This is a genomic window from Bradyrhizobium sp. SZCCHNS3052, from assembly GCF_032484495.1.
Classification (GTDB): Bacteria; Pseudomonadota; Alphaproteobacteria; order Rhizobiales; family Xanthobacteraceae; genus Bradyrhizobium.
The window spans coordinates 15,650-32,589 of the sequence record NZ_JAUETB010000020.1 but is presented as its reverse complement, the minus strand read 5'-3'; the positions used below and the strand labels follow the sequence as shown (position 1 = coordinate 32,589).

The 16,940-nt window shown below is 67.4% G+C and carries 13 protein-coding genes; 7 read left to right on the top strand and 6 right to left on the bottom strand.

Features of this window, described 5'->3' with window-relative positions; all coding sequences use genetic code 11:
• Positions 1–100 precede the first annotated feature (100 nt).
• Complete coding sequence (locus QX073_RS33495) at positions 101–1,645, bottom strand: caspase family protein (protein WP_316227052.1); 1,545 nt, start codon at positions 1,643–1,645, stop codon at positions 101–103.
• A gap of 351 nt (positions 1,646–1,996) precedes the next feature.
• Between QX073_RS33495 and QX073_RS33490 the strand changes: the two genes are divergently transcribed.
• Complete coding sequence (locus QX073_RS33490) at positions 1,997–2,803, top strand: N-acyl homoserine lactonase family protein (RefSeq protein WP_315750746.1); 807 nt, start codon at positions 1,997–1,999, stop codon at positions 2,801–2,803.
• Between the two features lie 60 nt (positions 2,804–2,863).
• Positions 2,864–3,064 carry a hypothetical protein gene (locus QX073_RS33485; RefSeq protein WP_315828373.1) on the top strand — a complete coding sequence of 67 codons (201 nt, stop codon included), beginning with the start codon at positions 2,864–2,866 and terminating at the stop codon, positions 3,062–3,064.
• Positions 3,065–3,611: 547 nt separating this feature from the next.
• On the opposite strand, the gene QX073_RS33480 is transcribed toward QX073_RS33485, so the two are convergent.
• Entirely contained in the window at positions 3,612–4,589 is a 978-nt protein-coding gene (locus QX073_RS33480) for a L,D-transpeptidase (protein WP_316227044.1), read from the bottom strand.
• A 200-nt stretch (positions 4,590–4,789) separates the two neighbouring features.
• On the opposite strand from QX073_RS33480, the gene QX073_RS33475 reads away from it, so the two are divergent.
• On the top strand, positions 4,790–5,668 hold the full coding sequence (locus tag QX073_RS33475) for an efflux RND transporter periplasmic adaptor subunit (protein WP_316227043.1): 879 nt from the start codon (positions 4,790–4,792) through the stop codon (positions 5,666–5,668).
• Positions 5,669–5,910: 242 nt separating this feature from the next.
• On the opposite strand, the gene QX073_RS33470 is transcribed toward QX073_RS33475, so the two are convergent.
• On the bottom strand, positions 5,911–6,771 hold the full coding sequence (locus QX073_RS33470; RefSeq protein WP_315750742.1) for a caspase family protein: 861 nt from the start codon (positions 6,769–6,771) through the stop codon (positions 5,911–5,913).
• 430 nt (positions 6,772–7,201) lie between these two features.
• Between QX073_RS33470 and QX073_RS33465 the strand changes: the two genes are divergently transcribed.
• The 4 genes from QX073_RS33465 to QX073_RS33450 all read left to right on the top strand — a co-directional run bounded on the left by QX073_RS33465 (position 7,202) and on the right by QX073_RS33450 (position 13,305).
• A complete protein-coding gene (locus QX073_RS33465; protein WP_316227042.1) occupies positions 7,202–8,926 on the top strand; it encodes a hypothetical protein in 1,725 nt (574 codons plus the stop codon).
• Between the two features lie 202 nt (positions 8,927–9,128).
• Positions 9,129–9,854: a thermonuclease family protein gene (locus tag QX073_RS33460; RefSeq protein ID WP_315716988.1), complete on the top strand. Its 726-nt coding sequence runs from the start codon at positions 9,129–9,131 to the stop codon at positions 9,852–9,854.
• Positions 9,855–10,009: 155 nt separating this feature from the next.
• On the top strand, positions 10,010–11,197 hold the full coding sequence (locus QX073_RS33455; protein ID WP_316227041.1) for a pyridoxal-phosphate-dependent aminotransferase family protein: 1,188 nt from the start codon (positions 10,010–10,012) through the stop codon (positions 11,195–11,197).
• Between the two features lie 8 nt (positions 11,198–11,205).
• Entirely contained in the window at positions 11,206–13,305 is a 2,100-nt protein-coding gene (locus QX073_RS33450) for a S9 family peptidase (protein ID WP_315828377.1), read from the top strand.
• 190 nt (positions 13,306–13,495) lie between these two features.
• On the opposite strand, the gene QX073_RS33445 is transcribed toward QX073_RS33450, so the two are convergent.
• The 3 genes from QX073_RS33445 to QX073_RS33435 all read right to left on the bottom strand — a co-directional run bounded on the left by QX073_RS33445 (position 13,496) and on the right by QX073_RS33435 (position 16,930).
• Positions 13,496–14,215, bottom strand: a complete 720-nt coding sequence (locus QX073_RS33445; RefSeq protein ID WP_315828378.1) for a ribonuclease activity regulator RraA — start codon at positions 14,213–14,215, stop codon at positions 13,496–13,498.
• Between the two features lie 121 nt (positions 14,216–14,336).
• Positions 14,337–16,073 carry an L-arabinonate dehydratase gene (gene araD, locus QX073_RS33440; RefSeq protein WP_315828379.1) on the bottom strand — a complete coding sequence of 579 codons (1,737 nt, stop codon included), beginning with the start codon at positions 16,071–16,073 and terminating at the stop codon, positions 14,337–14,339.
• Positions 16,070–16,930 (bottom strand): ABC transporter permease, encoded by an 861-nt coding sequence (locus QX073_RS33435; RefSeq protein ID WP_315750732.1) that lies wholly within the window; start codon positions 16,928–16,930, stop codon positions 16,070–16,072. Before QX073_RS33435 ends, araD begins: the two co-directional genes overlap by 4 nt.
• Positions 16,931–16,940 lie beyond the last annotated feature (10 nt).

Here is a 16,940-nt window from a genome sequence, read left to right as displayed (position 1 = left end):
CCCGGTCTCCGCCGCGCCCGGCGCGACACCCGGCTGTTCGCTGTTATGTCGGTCCGGCCTGCCGCATGGTTCGAGCCGGCCGGCCGACGCGCGCAACAAATCAGCGCACGCCGTAGGCTTCGAACTCGCGGACGATGTTGGGGTCCATCGCCTTGGCGTTGGCGATGTCGAGCGCCCCCTCCTGCGCGGCGCCGTTACGCTGTTTGGCGAGACCGCGGCCGTACAATGACGACGTCAGCCGCGGGTTGATCTTCAGCGCCGCATCGAAATCGGCGATGGCGTTCTTGACCGCGCCGCTCTTGAGGTTGACCAGCCCGCGGCTGTCGAGCGCGTCCACGAAATTCGGCCGCAGCCGCAGCGCCTCGTTGCAGTCGCGCAGCGCAGGTTGCAGCTCGCCGACGACGGTGCGCGCCCAGCAGCGGTTGTTGAGCGCCTCGACGTCCTTCGGATTGATCCGGATGGTGTCGTCGAAATCGCGGATCGCCTGCGCGTAGGCGCCCTTGCTCGCATACACCTGGCCGCGCCGGTACAGCGCGCCAGCATCCTCCGGATTGGCCGCGATCTTGGCGCTCAGGCTCTTGATCGTCGGATCGTCGGCGAACGGATCCTGCGCGGGCGCTGCTGGGGCCGCGGGCGCAGCGGGCGCGACGTTCGCGATCACGGGAGATGGCGCGGGCGCCGGCGGCGCCGGAGCAACCGGCGCGGGCGACGGGGTGTCCACCTTCTGCACCGGCGTCGGCTGCGGCGCGGGCGGAGCCGGCGGCAGCGGCGACGGCACCGGCGGCGCCACCACGACCTGCGTCGGGGTTGGCGCAGGTACAGGTACAGGTGCAGGCGCCGGCGCGGCATTGCTCTCGGCCGGCGGCGGCCTGACGCCGCCATTGCCCGGCACGAAGGAGAAGTCCTCCGCCAACGACGACGAGATCCACGGCACCTGCTCGCTGCGCGAGGCGCGGGTGACGCCGACGCGGGTGCGGTTCAGCGTCTCCTCGGCGGTGAGGTCGGGAACGCGGATCTCCTTCAGGAGCTCCTGCACGAACAGGCTGCGATCGCGCCCGCCATCCGTCACGACAGCGGACAGCGCCGCCGAGTACATCACCAAAGTACCGCTCGGTGCGATGACCGGCGCGAGGCCGGCCGAGGCGGTGCGGAACCTGCGCTCATAGGGATTGCGCCGGGAAGCATCGAGCAGCGCGATCTTCACGCCGGCGCCGCGGCTGTTGATCTCCTGCAGCACCTGCTCGAGGCCGATGCCGTCGCGCCGCACGTCGGCCTCCTGCCAGATCTGCGCATCGACCGGGATCATGTAGCTCTGTCGGCTCGACTGGATGCCGTAGCCGGAGAAGAACAGCAGCGCCACCGAGCCCGGCTTGATCTTGCCATAGAGCCGATCGAGGCCGCGGCGCATCGCGTCGCCGCCGGCATTTTCCAGCGTCTCGACGCTGAAACCGTCGCGCTTCAACTCGTCGGTGAGATCGCGGGCATCGTTGACCGGTTCCTTGAGCGGCGCCTCGGCATCCGGATATTTCGCATTGCCGATCACCAGGGCGAAGCGGTCGCCGGCCGCGTGCGCGGGCCAGGAGACAACGGCCGAAAACGCGACGGAGAACATCAGGCCGAGCGGCAACAGCAGGCGGAAAGTCATCACGATGGCGGTCCAGCGGTCAGCAATCAGGCGCCGTCCAGCTTGCGCCGCGGCGACCATATCCCACGCGTCAGGCATTATCAAATCGCCGTGACGGCACGTCAACCGCTTGCAGAGGTTGACGAATCGTCTGAGGCGGCGACCGCCCGCAGGAGCCTCTTGCGAGCTGCGGGCCATGACACGAGCGGACCATGCAACGATCCCAATGGCTTGAAATGTGAGATGCCTCACGCTGTGTCGCGGCAGCGCAGCGTCCGGTTCGACGAGCACCGCGATTGACCTCGATGCGATTGACCTCGATCCGTGCCGATGGCTCGATGGTTGCCGTGCCCAACCAACGAGAAGGCCATCATGGGGAACGCCGCCGAGATCTACGCGCTGCGCTACGCGACGATGTCGCCGCGCACGCCGCACATGAACTTCCTGCAGCCCGATCCGCACGACAGCACGGCGCAGGACCTCGACTATTTCGTGTGGCTGATCCGCCGTGACGGGCGCGACATCCTGGTCGACACCGGCTTCAACGCCGCGGAGGCCGAGATCCGCCATCGCACCCTGACGCGCGATCCGATCGATGCGCTCGCTTCCTTCGGCGTCGCGGCGGCCGACATCCGCGACATCATCGTGACCCATCTGCACTACGATCACGCCGGCAATCTCGACCGCTTCCCGAACGCGCGCTTTCACCTGCAGGAGCGCGAGATGGCGTATGCGACCGGACGCTGCATGTGCAACGGCATGCTGCGCTACCCGTTCACGGTCGAGCACGTCACCACCATGGTGCGCCACGTCTATGGCGAGCGCGTCACCTTCCACAACGGCGACGGCGAGGTCGCGCCGGGCGTCACCGTGCACCGGGTCGGCGGCCATTCCGACGGGCTGCAGGTGGTGCGCGTCGACACCGCGCGCGGCCCGGTCGTGCTCGCCTCCGACGCCGCGCATTACTACGCCAACCTGCAGCGCCGCAGCCCGTTTCCGATCGTGCTCAACATCGGCGACATGATCCAGGGCTGGGAGATCATCGAGCGCCTCGCCGGGCATCCGGATCGATTCATTCCGGGCCACGATCCGCTGGTGACCGAACTCTATCCGCGCGTGAGCGAGGCGGCCGATGCCTACGCACTGCATGTGGCGCCGTCTCGGTCGTTTGCGAGATAGCGGCGCGGCAGGACCAAGTGACGTGACAGGAATGAGCATCGTTTCCGCCATCCCGAGGCGGTGCTGATTTTCTTCGCCGTCATCGCCCGGCTCGAACGGGCGATCCAGGACTCCGAGACGGACAGGCTCAATCACCACGGCCGCGGCGTACTGGACCACCCGCCTGCGCGGGTGATCGACGAAGCGCCGCGCGAACATGACACTTCGGTCTCGCGGCGCGTTTCGCGTCCGAGCTTTACTCATCGAGACACCCTCTTCTGAACAGAGGGCGCAGGGAGAGCCAGGCCTCGGCTGAGGCCTGCGGTCCGCCTGCGAGAAAAAATGCAGGCGGCAGAACCACAGGTACAGCCGGAATGACCCGGCCCTCCCTGCGCGATGGCTTTACGATTTATACGCAGTCTCCTCGGTGACCGGCTTGTTTGTCACCGTGGCGACGACGCGCGCATCACGCGCGCCGCGCGGACCTCAGCGTCGGGAGGCCAGGACCCTGCGACTTCACCGTCCGCAGCATGGCGTACGTCCGCGTGCTCTCACGCTGCGCCCCGCCGCGGCCATCGCATCCCACCTCAACGCGTCGTGACGTTCGCGAAAGCGCCCCTCTTCAATGAGGCGGGACGGGCGGAAGTCTCCACCTGATTTGCCCGACGGCACAAGCGATTTCTTTTTTACCGAACATCTGGACGGCCCAGATCAAGTTGAGATGACTGAATAAATTGGCCGCTACGCGCAGATGCAGATTGACGTGCTCCGTCATTGCGAGGAGCGAAGCGACGAAGCAATCCAACCGCCCCGGAATGATTGTGAACATTCAATGCAGCTCCACCTTCGCCTTCTTCGCCAGGTGGTCGCCGAGGAATCGCACGTCCCAATTGGTCAGCCGCACGCAGCCATGCGACTCCGACTTGCCGACCTTGGACGGCTCGGCCGTGCCGTGGATGCCGTAGCCGTTGCCGGCCGACAGGCCGATCCAATAGGCGCCGACCGGGTTGTTCGGGCCGGGCTTGATGGTGAACGGCTTGCGCGACTTGACGCCCTTGAACTCGTAGTCCGGATTGTAGCGGTAGTTGGGATCGGCATCCCGCGAGGTGACCTTGAAGGTGCCGTCGGGCGTCGGCTTTTCGTCGCTGCCGACCGTGGCGGGAAACACCGCCACCAGCTTGCCGTCGCGGTCGAACGCCTGCACCGTGCCGGCGTCCTTGCTGATGTCGAGCCGCATGATCTCCGGCGCCTTCTCGTCCGGCCTGATCACATTGGCGACGGCGATCTGCTCGCCCTCCTTGTCGAAGCTGGCTTTCGGATTGAGCGCCGACAGCAGCGCTTCGCTCATGTGGAATTTCTCGGCCAGCGCCTCGCGCGGCGAGGTGTAGCCGAGCGCCGGCAGGTCCTTCATGTCCTCCATGTGCTGCGGCAGCTTCTTCAGGAACGGCCCTTTCACATCGTCGCGGGTGATCGTGTAGGAGACGATCGCCGGCGCCTGGTCGCCGCGCAGCAGCGCCTCCCACAGCTCGGGCGTCAGCTTCGCATCACCGGCAAGCTCCTTGGTGCGCGCGAACGCGGCGAGCGCCTTGCGCGCATTGTCGCCGAAGCGGCCGTCGATCTCGCCGGGAGAGACATGCGCGCGATCGAGCAGCACCTGGGCGCGGATCGCCACCGGATCCATCTTCTCCTCGGCAGGCGGCCGCTTGCGCAGCTCGGCGCTGTTGACGGCGTCGGCGGTGAGCTCGGCGGAGACCGCAGGCGTGACGACGACGGCGCAGAGCAGAAGCGGTATCCAGAGCCGAAGCATGGTCGTGAGTCCCAAGTGAAAGACGGCTGACATTCGGCAGCGTCAACGTGGACCCGGCCGAGAAGTTCGGCACCATCGGATGAACGTCGCGGCATCCTGGCGCGACTACCAGGGACGCGGGTCGGCTGGCCCGGCGGCGGTGCGTCTGCTATCCCGGCGACAGCCGTGCAATGAATTGGGTTCGCGAGGATCGGTTTCGGATGGGACATGCCGCAATTGCCGCCACGATGCGCCGGATGCCGATGCTCGCCGCCGCCGGCCTGCTGGCGATGATCCAGGCTGCGGCAGCCGATGACGGCGCGCCGAAGGGCGCCGCGGTCAGCGTGCTCAAGGCGACCAAGGCCTGCTTCGACAACACGGTCGAGGTGTCCGGCATGGTGCTGGCGCGCGACGAGACGGCCGTCAGGCCCGATCGTCCCGGCCTGAAGGTCGCGGAGGTGCTGGTCGATGCCGGCGACACCGTCACGGCCGGACAGAACCTGGCGCGGCTGACGCCGCCGGAGGGCGGCACGATCATGATCCAGGCGCCGGTCGCGGGCACCATCCTGTCGTCGAGCGCCACCATCGGGGCGTTCGCCTCCGGTCGCGGCGAGGCGCTGTTCTCGATTCTCGCCCGCAACGAATATGATCTCGTCGGCCTGGTGCCATCAGCCCAGCTCGGCAAGCTCGCGGTCAACCAGACGGCGCGGATCCGCATCGTCGGGGCCGGCGAGGTCGAGGGCAAGATCCGAAGGGTGGCGCCGACCGTCGAGCCGAACAGCCAGCTCGGCCAGGCCTTCATCGGCATCACCGGCACGGCGCGGTTGCTGGTCCATTCGTTCGGCCGCGCCGTGATCAAGATCGGCCAGAGCTGCGGCGTTGCGGTGCCGCTGACCGCCGTGCTGTACGATCCCGACGGCACGGTGGTGCAGGTGGTCCGGGCTCAGCGGATCGAGACCAAGCGGGTCGAGATCGGCCTGATGGCCGGCGGCCAGGTCGAGATCCGCGACGGCCTCGCCGAGGGCGACGTCGTCGTCACCCGCGCCGGCGCGCTGCTGCGCGAGGGCGACCCGGTCCGGCCGGTGATGGCGAGCAATTGAAAGACGCGACGCCGCAGGGGTCTGAGGGGCCCCACCCTCCCCTGGAGGGGGAGGGTCGTCGTGCGGCGCGCCAGCGTCGTGCGGCGGGGTGGGGTGGAGCCAGGGATGACGGTGCAAGTGGAGAGATCACCCCACCCCGCCCCACGGTTCGCTTCGCTCGCCGTGAGGCGACCCTCCCCCTCCAGGGGAGGGTGGGAGGCCGCCGAGAGGGCGGAGCATCTCAGGCGCGGGACAGGCTAAGCTCAGCTGCCGGCGTTGGCGACGTCGGCGCTGAAGCGGATGTCCTCGACCAGCGAGGATGACACGGTCGGCACCTGCTCGCCGTCGGAGCTGCGGGCGATGGCGTTGCGGGTCTTGTTGAACACGGTCTCGGCGCTCGGGCTCTTGCCGAGCTGGTTCAGCAACTCGGTGACCAGCACGCTGTTCTGGCCCTTCGGATCGTCCAGCACCTTGCCCGGCGTCGCCGACGACAGGATCAGGGCGTTGGCCGGCGCATTGATCGGCGCCAGGCCGTGCGAATAGGCGCGGAAGCGGCGCTCATAGGGATTGCGGCGGGCGGCGTCGATCACCACCAGCTTGGCGCGCGCGCCCTGCTCGCGGACGGTATCGAGCAGGCGCTCGATGCTGGTGCCGTCGCGGCGCACGTCGGCTTCCCGCCAGATCTTGGCGTCGACCGGGATCATGTAGCTCTCGCGTCCGGCCTGGATGGCGTAGCCACCGAAGAACAGCATCACGACCGAGTCGGGCTTGATCCTGGCCTTCAGGCGCTCGACCGCGCGGGCCATGTCGTCCTTGTTGGCATCCTCGACGACATCGACGTCGAAGCCGTCGCGGCGCAGCGCGCCGGTCAGCGCACGGGCATCGTTGATCGGCTGGACGAGCGGCGCGTTCGCGTCGGGATAGTGACCATTGCCGATCACGAGCGCGAGGCGCGCGCCGTTGCCGGTCGCCACGCTGCTCTGCTCGGAGGCCGCGGCCTTGGGCGCCTCGAGCGAACGCTTGTTCAGGGCAGCATGCGCGCCGATCGCGAGCGACACCGTGCAGAGAAGCGCGGCGGCGATCACGGCCGATCGGCGGGAAAGAGAAGGCTGCCTTGCGGTCATCACGTCAATCCTGGTCCGAGCCTGCCCATCGATGCCAAAGGGGTGCACCCTTTGGTCGCGCTGGCGCCTCTGAGGTTTGAGGGGTTGCGAGACGATGTGTCGTCTCAATGCGCGCAAATTGCGGCGCCGCAACGAAGAAAGGCTTAACCCGAACGCGCATCCCAAGCAACATCGGAACACCATTGACTTTTCAAGCACTTGAAGAGAAACGCAAATTTAACCATGGCGGCGATCTCCAAACGGCCCCGGACGGACCGCCGGGAGACCACATTGCCGCCAAATCCGCCTCCCGCGCCGTGACCGCCGTCACGTTGTCTTTGGCCGTCCAGCGTGTCAGTTTGCCCGATGCATGCGCGTGACGCGCCGTTTGCCGGGCGTCTCGAGCAACGCATGCCGCTCGTCCCGCCTTCGACAACCCGCGAGTCCTCGCTTGAGTTTCCAGTATTTCGCCGGCGCGGCCTGTCGCGCACTGACGGCCCGGAAGGATGGGCCCTCGCTGTACGAGGTCTGCGATCCCATCCTGCGCCGGCCCGGCAGCGGCGACCCGCATCTGTCGAAATTCTACCGGACCGCGCTCGGGAACCCGGCGCTGCGCGCATTGCTGCGCCGTGCCGGCCTGCCCGAGTTGAACGATCCCGCTGTTCTCAATGCGCTGCGCGAGGCGCTGGTTCTTGCCCGCGACAATCCGACGCCGGACTGGGAGCAGGTCGGCCGCCCCGTCGCCGATCTGGTCGACAGCGTCGCCTTGCACCACCCTGCCCCGCCGCGCCGGACTGCGGCGGCGGCCATGCCGCCGGCCGGCGAGGTCGATCGCGTGATCCGGGCCTGTGGCGCCGATCTGCTCGGCTCGTTCAGCCGCAATGGCTTCATCCCGACCTATGCCGCCTTCAACCTGATCGGCGATCCCGACATGAAGGGCCGCGAGGTCAAGATGGCGCTGCAGGGGCTCGACGCCCGCGGCTACAAGAACTCGACCTTGCTGTTCAACCTCGCCCGCGTCTTCATCGCGCGATCGCCGGCGGCCGCGGTGATCAATCCGCCGTGGCGCGGCATCGCCGAGCCGATGTGGGAGCCGGTGCAGATCCGCCACCGCTCGGCCTATTACGACGCGTTCTTCACCGAGGCGCTGCTGAGCTATCTGGAGACGGGCCTCGCGTCATCGGAGCAGACAAGCGCGGCGCGCAGCGCCATCGCCGCCATGGTCGAGTTCTGCCTGACCATCAGCCGCGAGGAGGTGCGCGGCGCCGACGGCAAGAGCTACAATGTCGTCACCGCGCTGGCGCCGCCGCCGCATCCGCGCTTCTCGCGCTTCTTCACCCAGATCAAGCAGGACCTCGGCTTCGGCGTCTACGTGCCGGATTGCGACACCACGGCGTGCTCGTTCTCGGCGGCGACGCAGGCCGGCTCGGAGGATCCGATGTTGAGCCAGCCGCTGCTGGATTTCTATGCGGGCTACCAGGTGCGCGCCGGCGGCAACGAGCCGCGCGTGACGGTGCCGATCAACGACAACATCGACTATGAAGGCGGTGTCGCGACCTGGATCGACAGCCTGGCCGGCGAGCGGCCCTACGGCAATGATCTCGATCCGACGTTGAACCTCGACGTGCTCGAGGTATCGTTCCGCAATCTCGGGCGCTGGCAGATCCTGGAGACGCAAGCCCGGCTCGACGTCGTCAGGCGGATCGTCGGCTTCCAGCAGCGGCTGGTGCTGAGCGGCGCCTTCGCCGACCCCCGCTCGCACATCTATTATCTGCCGGAGCTGTACTGCGCCTATTTCGGCCGCTGCTACCACGCCTTCATGGCGCTGCCGCCGGCGGCGCGGCAGGCGATCGATCCCGACGGCGCGTTCGAGCTCATTCGTCTGCGCGTGCTGGCCTATGTCGAGGACGAGCTGGTCGGCCGCGAGATGAACCCGTTCGACGCCGCGCTGGCGCTGATCGCGCTCGGCCATCTCGGCGGCGCTGCGGCGAGCTTCGCGCCCGCAGTGCATTGCATCGTGACGTCGTTCGGCGAGGGTGGCCGGCGGCATCCGTACCGCGCCTATGAGTGGAACAAGATGAAGACCCCGACCCGGATCCTGGTCGGCGGCCCTGAGGTGACATCTGCCTTCGTGCTGATGGGCCTGGCGCTGGCGCGGCGGGTCGTCGTGCGGTGAGGGAGTGATGGCGGTCGGCTCCCCTCCCCCTTGCGGGAAAGGGAGCGCACTGCCGTCGAGGTGATAGCTCGAGTCGCCCTTCTCTCAGCCCGCCATCGCGCGAAGTTGAGCGGCTCAGCCAATCACGGCGCTGGAACCGCGGGCCGATCCGCCGCACAATTGCTCCAGCCTTCCCATCCCCAAGGACGACCCGCGCCCGTTGATGTCGATGAAACCAGCTTTGCTTGCGCTCCTCCTGCTGCTGCCCTCCGTCGCGTCCGCGGCCGACATCACCGGGATTCCCAAGATCCGTGAGGCCGATGGGATCACGATCGGGACCACCCGCATCCGGCTCGGCGGCATCGACGCGCCCTCCGTGGATCAGCTCTGCCTCAACAAGAACGGCGAGCGCTGGACCTGCGGCGTGGCGGCGCGTGACGAGCTGATCAAGTACGTCGACGGCAAGAGCTGGACCTGCCATCCGCGCTCGATCGACCGCCGCGGCCGCCAGGTCGCGCGCTGCGACGTCGATGGCGAGGACATCCAGAAATGGCTGGTGCGCAGCGGCTGGGCGCTGGCCTATCGCACCCTCTCGCATGACTACGAGCCCGACGAGGCGGAGGCGCGCGCAGCCAAGGCCGGCATGTGGCAGGGCGCGTTCATCGCGCCATGGGACTGGCGCGTGCGCAACAAGAAGACTGCGATCCTCGGGGCCACCAACCCGCCGGAGGGCGCGCGCAAAATCCTGCTCGCCTCGGCCTCGGGCCCGGTCGCGCCCTCGCCGGACTGCACCATCAAGGGCAATGTCAACGGCGCCGGCGAGTGCATCTATCACACGCCGCAGAGCCGCTGGTACGCGCAGATCAAGATGCACGTCGCCAAGGGCACCCGCTGGTTCTGCTCGGTCGAGGAGGCCGAGGCCGCCGGCTGCCGCGAAACGAGGCGCTGACGGCCCGACCCGCCGGCCTGCCGGGGCATGCCAGCCCCCCGGCTTCTCCGGCTTTTCTTAATGCGCCGCGCCACGTAAAACGACCATGGGCCGGCCGTGTGCGAGAGCCCGTCACCACCCTCAACCGCCAAACCACATCGCCGAGGACACTGACAATGACCGTTCGCGCGGGCCGGGAGTTTCTGGCCATCCCGGGACCCACCACGATGCCCGACGAGGTGCTGCAGGCGATGCACCGCCCCGCGCTCGACATCTACTCCAAGCAGATGGTCGAGTTGACCGACGGCATCATGTCCGATCTCGGCCGGCTGTTCGCCACCAAGGGCAAGACCTACATCTACATCGCCAACGGTCACGGCGCCTGGGAGGCGGTGCTCTCCAACGTGCTGGCGCGCGGCGACAAGGTGCTGGTGCTGGAGAGCGGCCGCTTCGCGATCGGCTGGGGCAATGCGGCGCGCGCGATGGGCGCCGAGGTCGAAGTGCTCCGCGGCGACTGGCGCCGCGCGGTGCGGCCGGCCGAGGTCGAGGCGCGGCTGCGCGCCGACAAGGAGCACAGCATCAAGGCGATCGTGGTGGCGCAGATCGATACGGCGTCCGGCGTCGTCAACGACGTCGAGGCGATCGGCCGCGCCATCAAGGCCGCGGGCCATCCGGCACTCTACATGGTCGACACCGTGGCCTCGCTCGGCTGCATGCCGTTCGAGATGGATGCCTGGGGCATCGACGTCGCGATGTCCGGGTCGCAGAAGGGCCTGATGACGCCGCCGGGTCTCGGCTTCGTCGCGGCCAATGACCGCGCGCTCGAGGCGCACAAGCGCGCCAACATGCGCACGCCCTATTGGGACTGGAGCGAGCGCGAGGGCACCGAGCACTATCGCAAATATGGCGGCACCGCGCCGGTGCATCTGCTGTTCGCACTGCGCCAAGCCATGGACATGCTGTTCGCCGAAGGACTGCCGCATGCCTTCCGCCGCCATGAGCTGTTGGCTGAGGCCGTGCGCCGCGCGGTGGCGAAGTGGAGCGAGGGCCAGGTGATCGGCTTCAACATCGCAGACGCCGCCGAGCGCTCCAACACCGTGACCACTGTGCTGGTCGGCGAAGGTTATGATCCGGCCGTGTTGCAGGCCTACTGCAAGGAGCAGTGCGGCGTCGTGCTCGGCACCGGGATCGGCGATCTCCAGGGCCAGGCGTTCCGCATCGCCCATATGGGCCATGTCAACGCGCCGATGGTGCTGGGCACGCTCGGCGTGATCGAAATGGCGCTGGTGGCGTTGAAGATTCCGCACGGCCGCGGCGGCCTCGACGCCGCGATCCAATGGCTCGGCGAGAGCGTGACCCCGTAAAGGACGACATGACCGACTTGAGCACCAAGGCGCCGGTGGCGCCGCGCCATCCGCACAGCTTCACCCGTCACGGCATCACCGTAAGCGACGACTATGCGTGGCTGAAAGACGCGCGGTGGCAGGAGGTGCTGCACGATCCGTCGCTGCTGGATGCTGATATCCGCGCCTATCTCGAGGCCGAGAACGCCTATGCGGAATCCGTGCTCGGCCACACCTCACCGCTGCAGAAGAAGCTCGTCGCGGAGATGCGCGGCCGCATCAAGGAGGACGATTCCTCGGTGCCGTCGCCGGACGGGCCCTACGCCTATTTCCGCAAATATCGCGAGGGCGGCCAGCACGAGCTGTTCTGCCGGACGCCGCGCAACGGCGGGGCGGAGACGATCGGGCTCGATGGCGATGCGCTGGCGCGAGGCCACGACTATTTCAAGTTCGGCGGCAGCAGGCATTCGCACGACCACAAGCGCGTCGCCTGGAGCGCCGACACCAAGGGCTCCGAATATTTCACCATCCGCGTCCGCGACTGGGATAGCGGCAACGATCTCGACGACGTGGTCGAGGAGACCGACGGCGGTGTGGTGTGGTCACGCGATTGCACGAGCTTCTTCTACGTCAAGCTCGACGACAATCACCGCCCGATGCAGGTGTGGCGGCATAAGCTCGGCACCAGGCAGGCCGAAGACGCGCTGGTGTACGAGGAGAAGGACACGGGCTGGTTCACCCATGTGCACGAGTCGACGTCGGGCCGGTTCTGCGTCATCGCCGGCGGCGACCACGAGACGTCCGAACAACGGTTGATCGATCTCGATGCTCCCGAGGCGCCGCCGCGCCTCGTGGCCGCGCGCGAGAACGGCGTGCAATATTCGATCGCCGACCGCGGCGATGAGCTGTTCATCCTGACCAATGCCGACGGCGCCATCGACTTCAAGATCGTCACCGCGCCGCTGTCCGCGCCCGAGCGCGCCAACTGGCGCGACCTCATTCCGCACCGCGCCGGCATCTACGTACTCGACCACGATCTGTATGCCGGGCACCTCGTGCGGCTGGAGCGCGCCAATGCGCTGCCGTCGATCGTCATCCGCGATCTCGCATCCGGCGAGGAGCACGCCATCGCCTTCGACGAAGGCGCCTATTCGCTCGACGCGATGGGCTCCTACGAGTTCGACACCACCAATCTGCGCTTTGCCTATTCGTCGATGACGACGCCGTCGGAGGTGTGGGACTACGACATGGTGACGCGCGCGAAGACCTTGCGCAAGCGCCAGGAGATTCCGTCCGGGCACAATCCGGCCGACTACGTCACCACGCGCATCATGGCCAAGGCGGAGGACGGCGCCGAGGTGCCGGTGTCGCTGCTGCACCGGCGCGACCTCAACGCCGACGGCTCGGCGCCGCTGCTGCTCTATGGCTACGGCTCCTATGGCCACGCGATGCCGGCCTCGTTCTCGGCCAACCGGCTGTCGCTGGTCGACCGCGGCTTCGTCTACGCCATCGCCCATATCCGCGGCGGCACCGACAAGGGCTGGGGCTGGTATCTCGACGGCAAGCGCGAGAAGAAGACCAACAGTTTCGACGACTTCGCTGCCTGTGCACGGGCGCTGATCGCGGCGAACTACACCAGCGCCAGGCGCATCGTCGGCCATGGCGGCAGCGCCGGTGGCATGCTGATGGGCGCGGTCGCCAACCGCGCGGGCGAGCTGTTCGCCGGCATCGTCGCCGAGGTGCCGTTCGTCGACGTGCTGAACACGATGCTCGACGATACCCTGCCGCTGACGCCGCCGGAATGGCCCGAATGGGGCAACCCGATCGAGAGCGAGAAGGATTTCCGCACCATCCTGTCCTACTCGCCCTACGACAACGTCGCCGCCAAGGAGTATCCCGCGATCCTCGCGATGGCCGGACTGACCGACCCGCGCGTCACCTATTGGGAGCCTGCAAAGTGGATCGCGCAGCTGCGCGCGACGATGACCGGCGGCGGGCCGGTCCTCCTGCGCACCAACATGGGCGCCGGCCACGGCGGCGCCTCCGGCCGCTTCAACCGGCTGGACGAGGTCGCGATCGTCTACGCGTTCGCGCTATGGGCGGTGGGTCTGGCAGATCGGACGGCGTGAGCGGCGATGGGCTGCAATCCGATCTGAGGCAAACTCTCGCCTGAACACCGGTGTCGTCCCTGCGAACGCAGGGACCCGTAACCATCGCCGTCCGTTTCTGAGCGCGCTGGAGCTGCGTCCTTCGTAGTCACGTCGCCCTGTGGTTATGGCTCCCGGCTCAAGGCCGGGACAACAGCGGAGGACATGACTGCTACCGGTTGTGCTTCGCGCGCCACGCCGCGAAGTCGGCGGGCGTCTGCGGATCCGTCGCGGGATAGAGGCCGAGGATCGAGCGGCCCTTGGCAACTTCCTCGGCAACGAAATCCTCGAACGCGGTCATCTCGAACGTCTCGTCCGCGATCTCGTCGGCGAGATGGGCGGGGATGACGATGACGCCGTCGGAATCGCCGAGGATGACGTCACCCGGAAACACCGGCGCGTCGCCGCAGGCGATCGGGCCGTTGATCTCGATCGCATGATGCAGGGTGAGATTGGTCGGCGCGCTCGGACGCTGGTGGAAGGCGGGGATGCCGAGCTTGGCAATGTCGGCGGCGTCACGGAAGCCGCCGTCGGTGACGACGCCGGCGACGCCGCGCTGCTGCAGGCGGCTCACGAGAATGGCGCCGGCCGAGGCGGCGCGCGCGTCCTTGCGGCTGTCCATCACCAGCACGGCGCCGGGCGGACAATCTTCGACGGCCTTGCGCTGCGGATGGCCGCGGTCGCGAAACACTTCGATGGTGTTGAGATCCTCGCGCGCTGGGATGTAGCGCAAGGTGAAGGCTTCGCCGACCATGGTCGGCTGCGCCGGGCTGAGCGGATGGACGTTCTGGATGCACTGGATGCGCAGGCCGCGCTTGAACAGCGCGGTAGCGACCGTGGCCGTCGAGACGGTCTTGAGCTTGTTGCGGGTGGCGGTGCTGAGTCTGGTCATGTCCTGCTCTCTCCGGTCGTCATTCCGGGGCGCGCGGAGCGCGAGCCCGGAATCCATACTCCCGATCGTGGTTATGGATTCCGGGCTCGCCGCTCCGCGGCGCCCCGGAATGACGGGTGAACTAATAAATCGCTGGCTCGCCGACTGCGGCGCCGAAGCCGGTCTCGAGGAAATCGAAATCGCAGCCATCATTGGCCTGCTTGATGTGGCGGGCGAACATCCAGCCATAGCCGCGCTCGAAGCGCGGGTCCGGCGGAGTCCAGGCGGCGCGGCGGCGCGCCAGTTCGTCCTCGGGCACATCGAGATTGATGGTGCGCGCGGCGACGTCCAGCGTGATCAGGTCGCCATTCTTCACCAGCGCCAGCGGACCGCCGACATAGGCCTCCGGCGCGACGTGCAGGATGCAGGCGCCGTAGGACGTCCCGCTCATGCGCGCGTCGGACAGCCGGACCATGTCGCGCACGCCCTGCTTCACCAGCTTGGTCGGGATCGGCAGCATGCCCCATTCCGGCATCCCCGGCCCGCCCTGTGGCCCGGCATTGCGCAGGATCAGCACATGGTCGGCGGTGACGTCGAGATCGGGATCGTCGATCGCCTTCTTCATCGAGGGATAGTCGTCGAACACCAGCGCCGGGCCGGTGTGCCTGAGGAAGCGCGGATCGCAGGCAGAAGGCTTGATGACGCAGCCGTCCGGCGCGAGGTTGCCCTTGAGCACGGCGAGCGCGCCCTCGCGGTAGATCGGGTTGGATTGCGGACGGATCACGTCGTCATTGTAGACGCCGGCGCCTGTGATGTTGTCGCCCAGCGTGCGGCCGTTGACGGTCATGCAATCCAGATGGAGATGCTCTTTCATCCTGCTCATCAGGCCGGGCAGCCCGCCCGCGTAGTAGAAATCCTCCATCAGATAGGCGTCGCCGCTCGGCCGGACATTGGCGAGCACCGGCACCTTGCGGCTGGCGGCCTCGAAATCATCAAGGCCGATATCGGCGCCGGCGCGGCGCGCCTGCGCGATCACATGGATGATGGCGTTGGTCGAGCAGCCCATCGCCATGGCGACCGCGATCGCATTCTCGAACGCCTGATGGGTCTGGATCTTTGATGGCGTCAGGTCCTCCCACACCATCTCGACGACGCGGCGGCCGCATTCCGAGCTCATGCGGATGTGCTCGGCATCGGCAGCCGGAATCGACGAGGCGCCGGGCAAGGTCATGCCGATCGCTTCCGCGATCGCGGTCATGGTCGAGGCCGTCCCCATGGTCATGCAGGTGCCGTGGCTGCGGGCGATGCCGGCTTCCATCGCGTTCCAATCAGCGTCCGACAGCTTGCCGGCGCGGCGCTCGTCCCAGTACTTCCAGGCGTCGGAGCCGGAGCCGAGCGTCTTGCCCTTCCAGTTGCCGCGCAGCATCGGCCCGGCCGGGAGATAGATCGCCGGCAGGTTCATGCTGGTGGCGCCGAGCAGCAGCGCCGGCGTGGTCTTGTCGCAGCCGCCCATCAGCACGACGCCATCGACGGGGTGGCCGCGCAAGAGCTCCTCGACATCCATCGCCAGCATGTTGCGATAGAGCATCGTGGTCGGCTTCAACAGCGACTCCGACAGCGACAGCGCAGGCAGCTCGATCGGGAAACCGCCGGCCATCAGCACGCCGCGCTTGACGTCGTCGACGCGCTGCTTGAAGTGCATGTGGCAGGGCTGCGCGTCGGACCAGGTGTTGACGATGGCGATGACGGGACGGCCCTTCCACTCCTCCTGGGCATAGCCCATCTGCATCACCCGCGAGCGGTGGCCGAAGGAACGGAGATCGTCGGGCGCGAACCAGCGCGCGCTGCGCAGCTGATCGGGGCTCTTCTTGTGGCTCATGATTGCGTTCCCCAGGTCAGCACGGTCTTGCGCTCGATGGTGCGGAAGATCAGGTTCTCGACCACGAGACCGATCAGGATCACGGTCAGCAGGCCAGCGAACACCGCGGGGATCTCGAGCAGATTGCGGTTCTCGAAGATGAACCAGCCGAGGCCGCCCTGCCCCGAGGAGACACCGAACACCAGCTCGGCCGCGATCAGGGTGCGCCAGGCGAAGGCCCAGCCGATCTTCAAACCCGTGAGGATGGCGCCGAACGCCGCCGGAATCAGGATTCGGATCACATAGGAGAAGCCGCTGAGACCGTAGTTGCGCCCGACCATGCGCAGCGTGTTCGAGACGCTTTTGAAGCCGGAATGGGTGTTGAGCGCGACGGGCCACAGCACCGAATGGATCAGCACGAAGACGAGACTGCCGCTGCCGAGCCCGAACCAGATCAGCGCCAGCGGCAGCAGCGCGATCGCCGGCAAGGGATTGAACATCGCCGTGATCGTCTCGAGGAAATCGGTGCCGATGCGGGTCGAGATCGCGAGCACAGTCAGGATCGCCGCGAGAACGATGCCTGCGGCATAGCCCATGAACAGCACCTTCAGCGAGGTCCAGACGCGCATCGGGATGGTGCCGTCGCGGACCTTCTCCCACAGCGCCGCGATGGTGTCGGAGAAGGTCGGGAACAGCAGGGGATTGTCGAGATAGCTGCCATAGGCCTGCCAGATCGCGGCGAGCAAGACAATGATCAGGCTCTTGCGCACGAAGCCGTCGTTCCACAGCAGCTCGAGCACGCCGAGCTTGCGCGCGACATCTGCAGGCGCGGCGCTCGCGGCCGACGTATCGCGCAGGATGATCTTGGCTTCAGCCATGGGCGCCGTC

Excerpts from the sequence above, each read along its gene's own strand:
- QX073_RS33495 (WP_316227052.1), bottom strand. The coding sequence starts at position 1,645 with ATGACTTTCCGCCTGCTGTTGCCGCTCGGCCTGATGTTCTCCGTCGCG.
- QX073_RS33490 (WP_315750746.1), top strand. The coding sequence starts at position 1,997 with ATGGGGAACGCCGCCGAGATCTACGCGCTGCGCTACGCGACGATGTCG.
- QX073_RS33480 (WP_316227044.1), bottom strand. The coding sequence starts at position 4,589 with ATGCTTCGGCTCTGGATACCGCTTCTGCTCTGCGCCGTCGTCGTCACG.
- QX073_RS33475 (WP_316227043.1), top strand. The coding sequence starts at position 4,790 with ATGGGACATGCCGCAATTGCCGCCACGATGCGCCGGATGCCGATGCTC.
- QX073_RS33470 (WP_315750742.1), bottom strand. The coding sequence starts at position 6,771 with ATGACCGCAAGGCAGCCTTCTCTTTCCCGCCGATCGGCCGTGATCGCC.
- QX073_RS33460 (WP_315716988.1), top strand. The coding sequence starts at position 9,129 with ATGTCGATGAAACCAGCTTTGCTTGCGCTCCTCCTGCTGCTGCCCTCC.
- QX073_RS33455 (WP_316227041.1), top strand. The coding sequence starts at position 10,010 with ATGACCGTTCGCGCGGGCCGGGAGTTTCTGGCCATCCCGGGACCCACC.
- QX073_RS33450 (WP_315828377.1), top strand. The coding sequence starts at position 11,206 with ATGACCGACTTGAGCACCAAGGCGCCGGTGGCGCCGCGCCATCCGCAC.
- QX073_RS33445 (WP_315828378.1), bottom strand. The coding sequence starts at position 14,215 with ATGACCAGACTCAGCACCGCCACCCGCAACAAGCTCAAGACCGTCTCG.
- araD (WP_315828379.1), bottom strand. The coding sequence starts at position 16,073 with ATGAGCCACAAGAAGAGCCCCGATCAGCTGCGCAGCGCGCGCTGGTTC.
- QX073_RS33435 (WP_315750732.1), bottom strand. The coding sequence starts at position 16,930 with ATGGCTGAAGCCAAGATCATCCTGCGCGATACGTCGGCCGCGAGCGCC.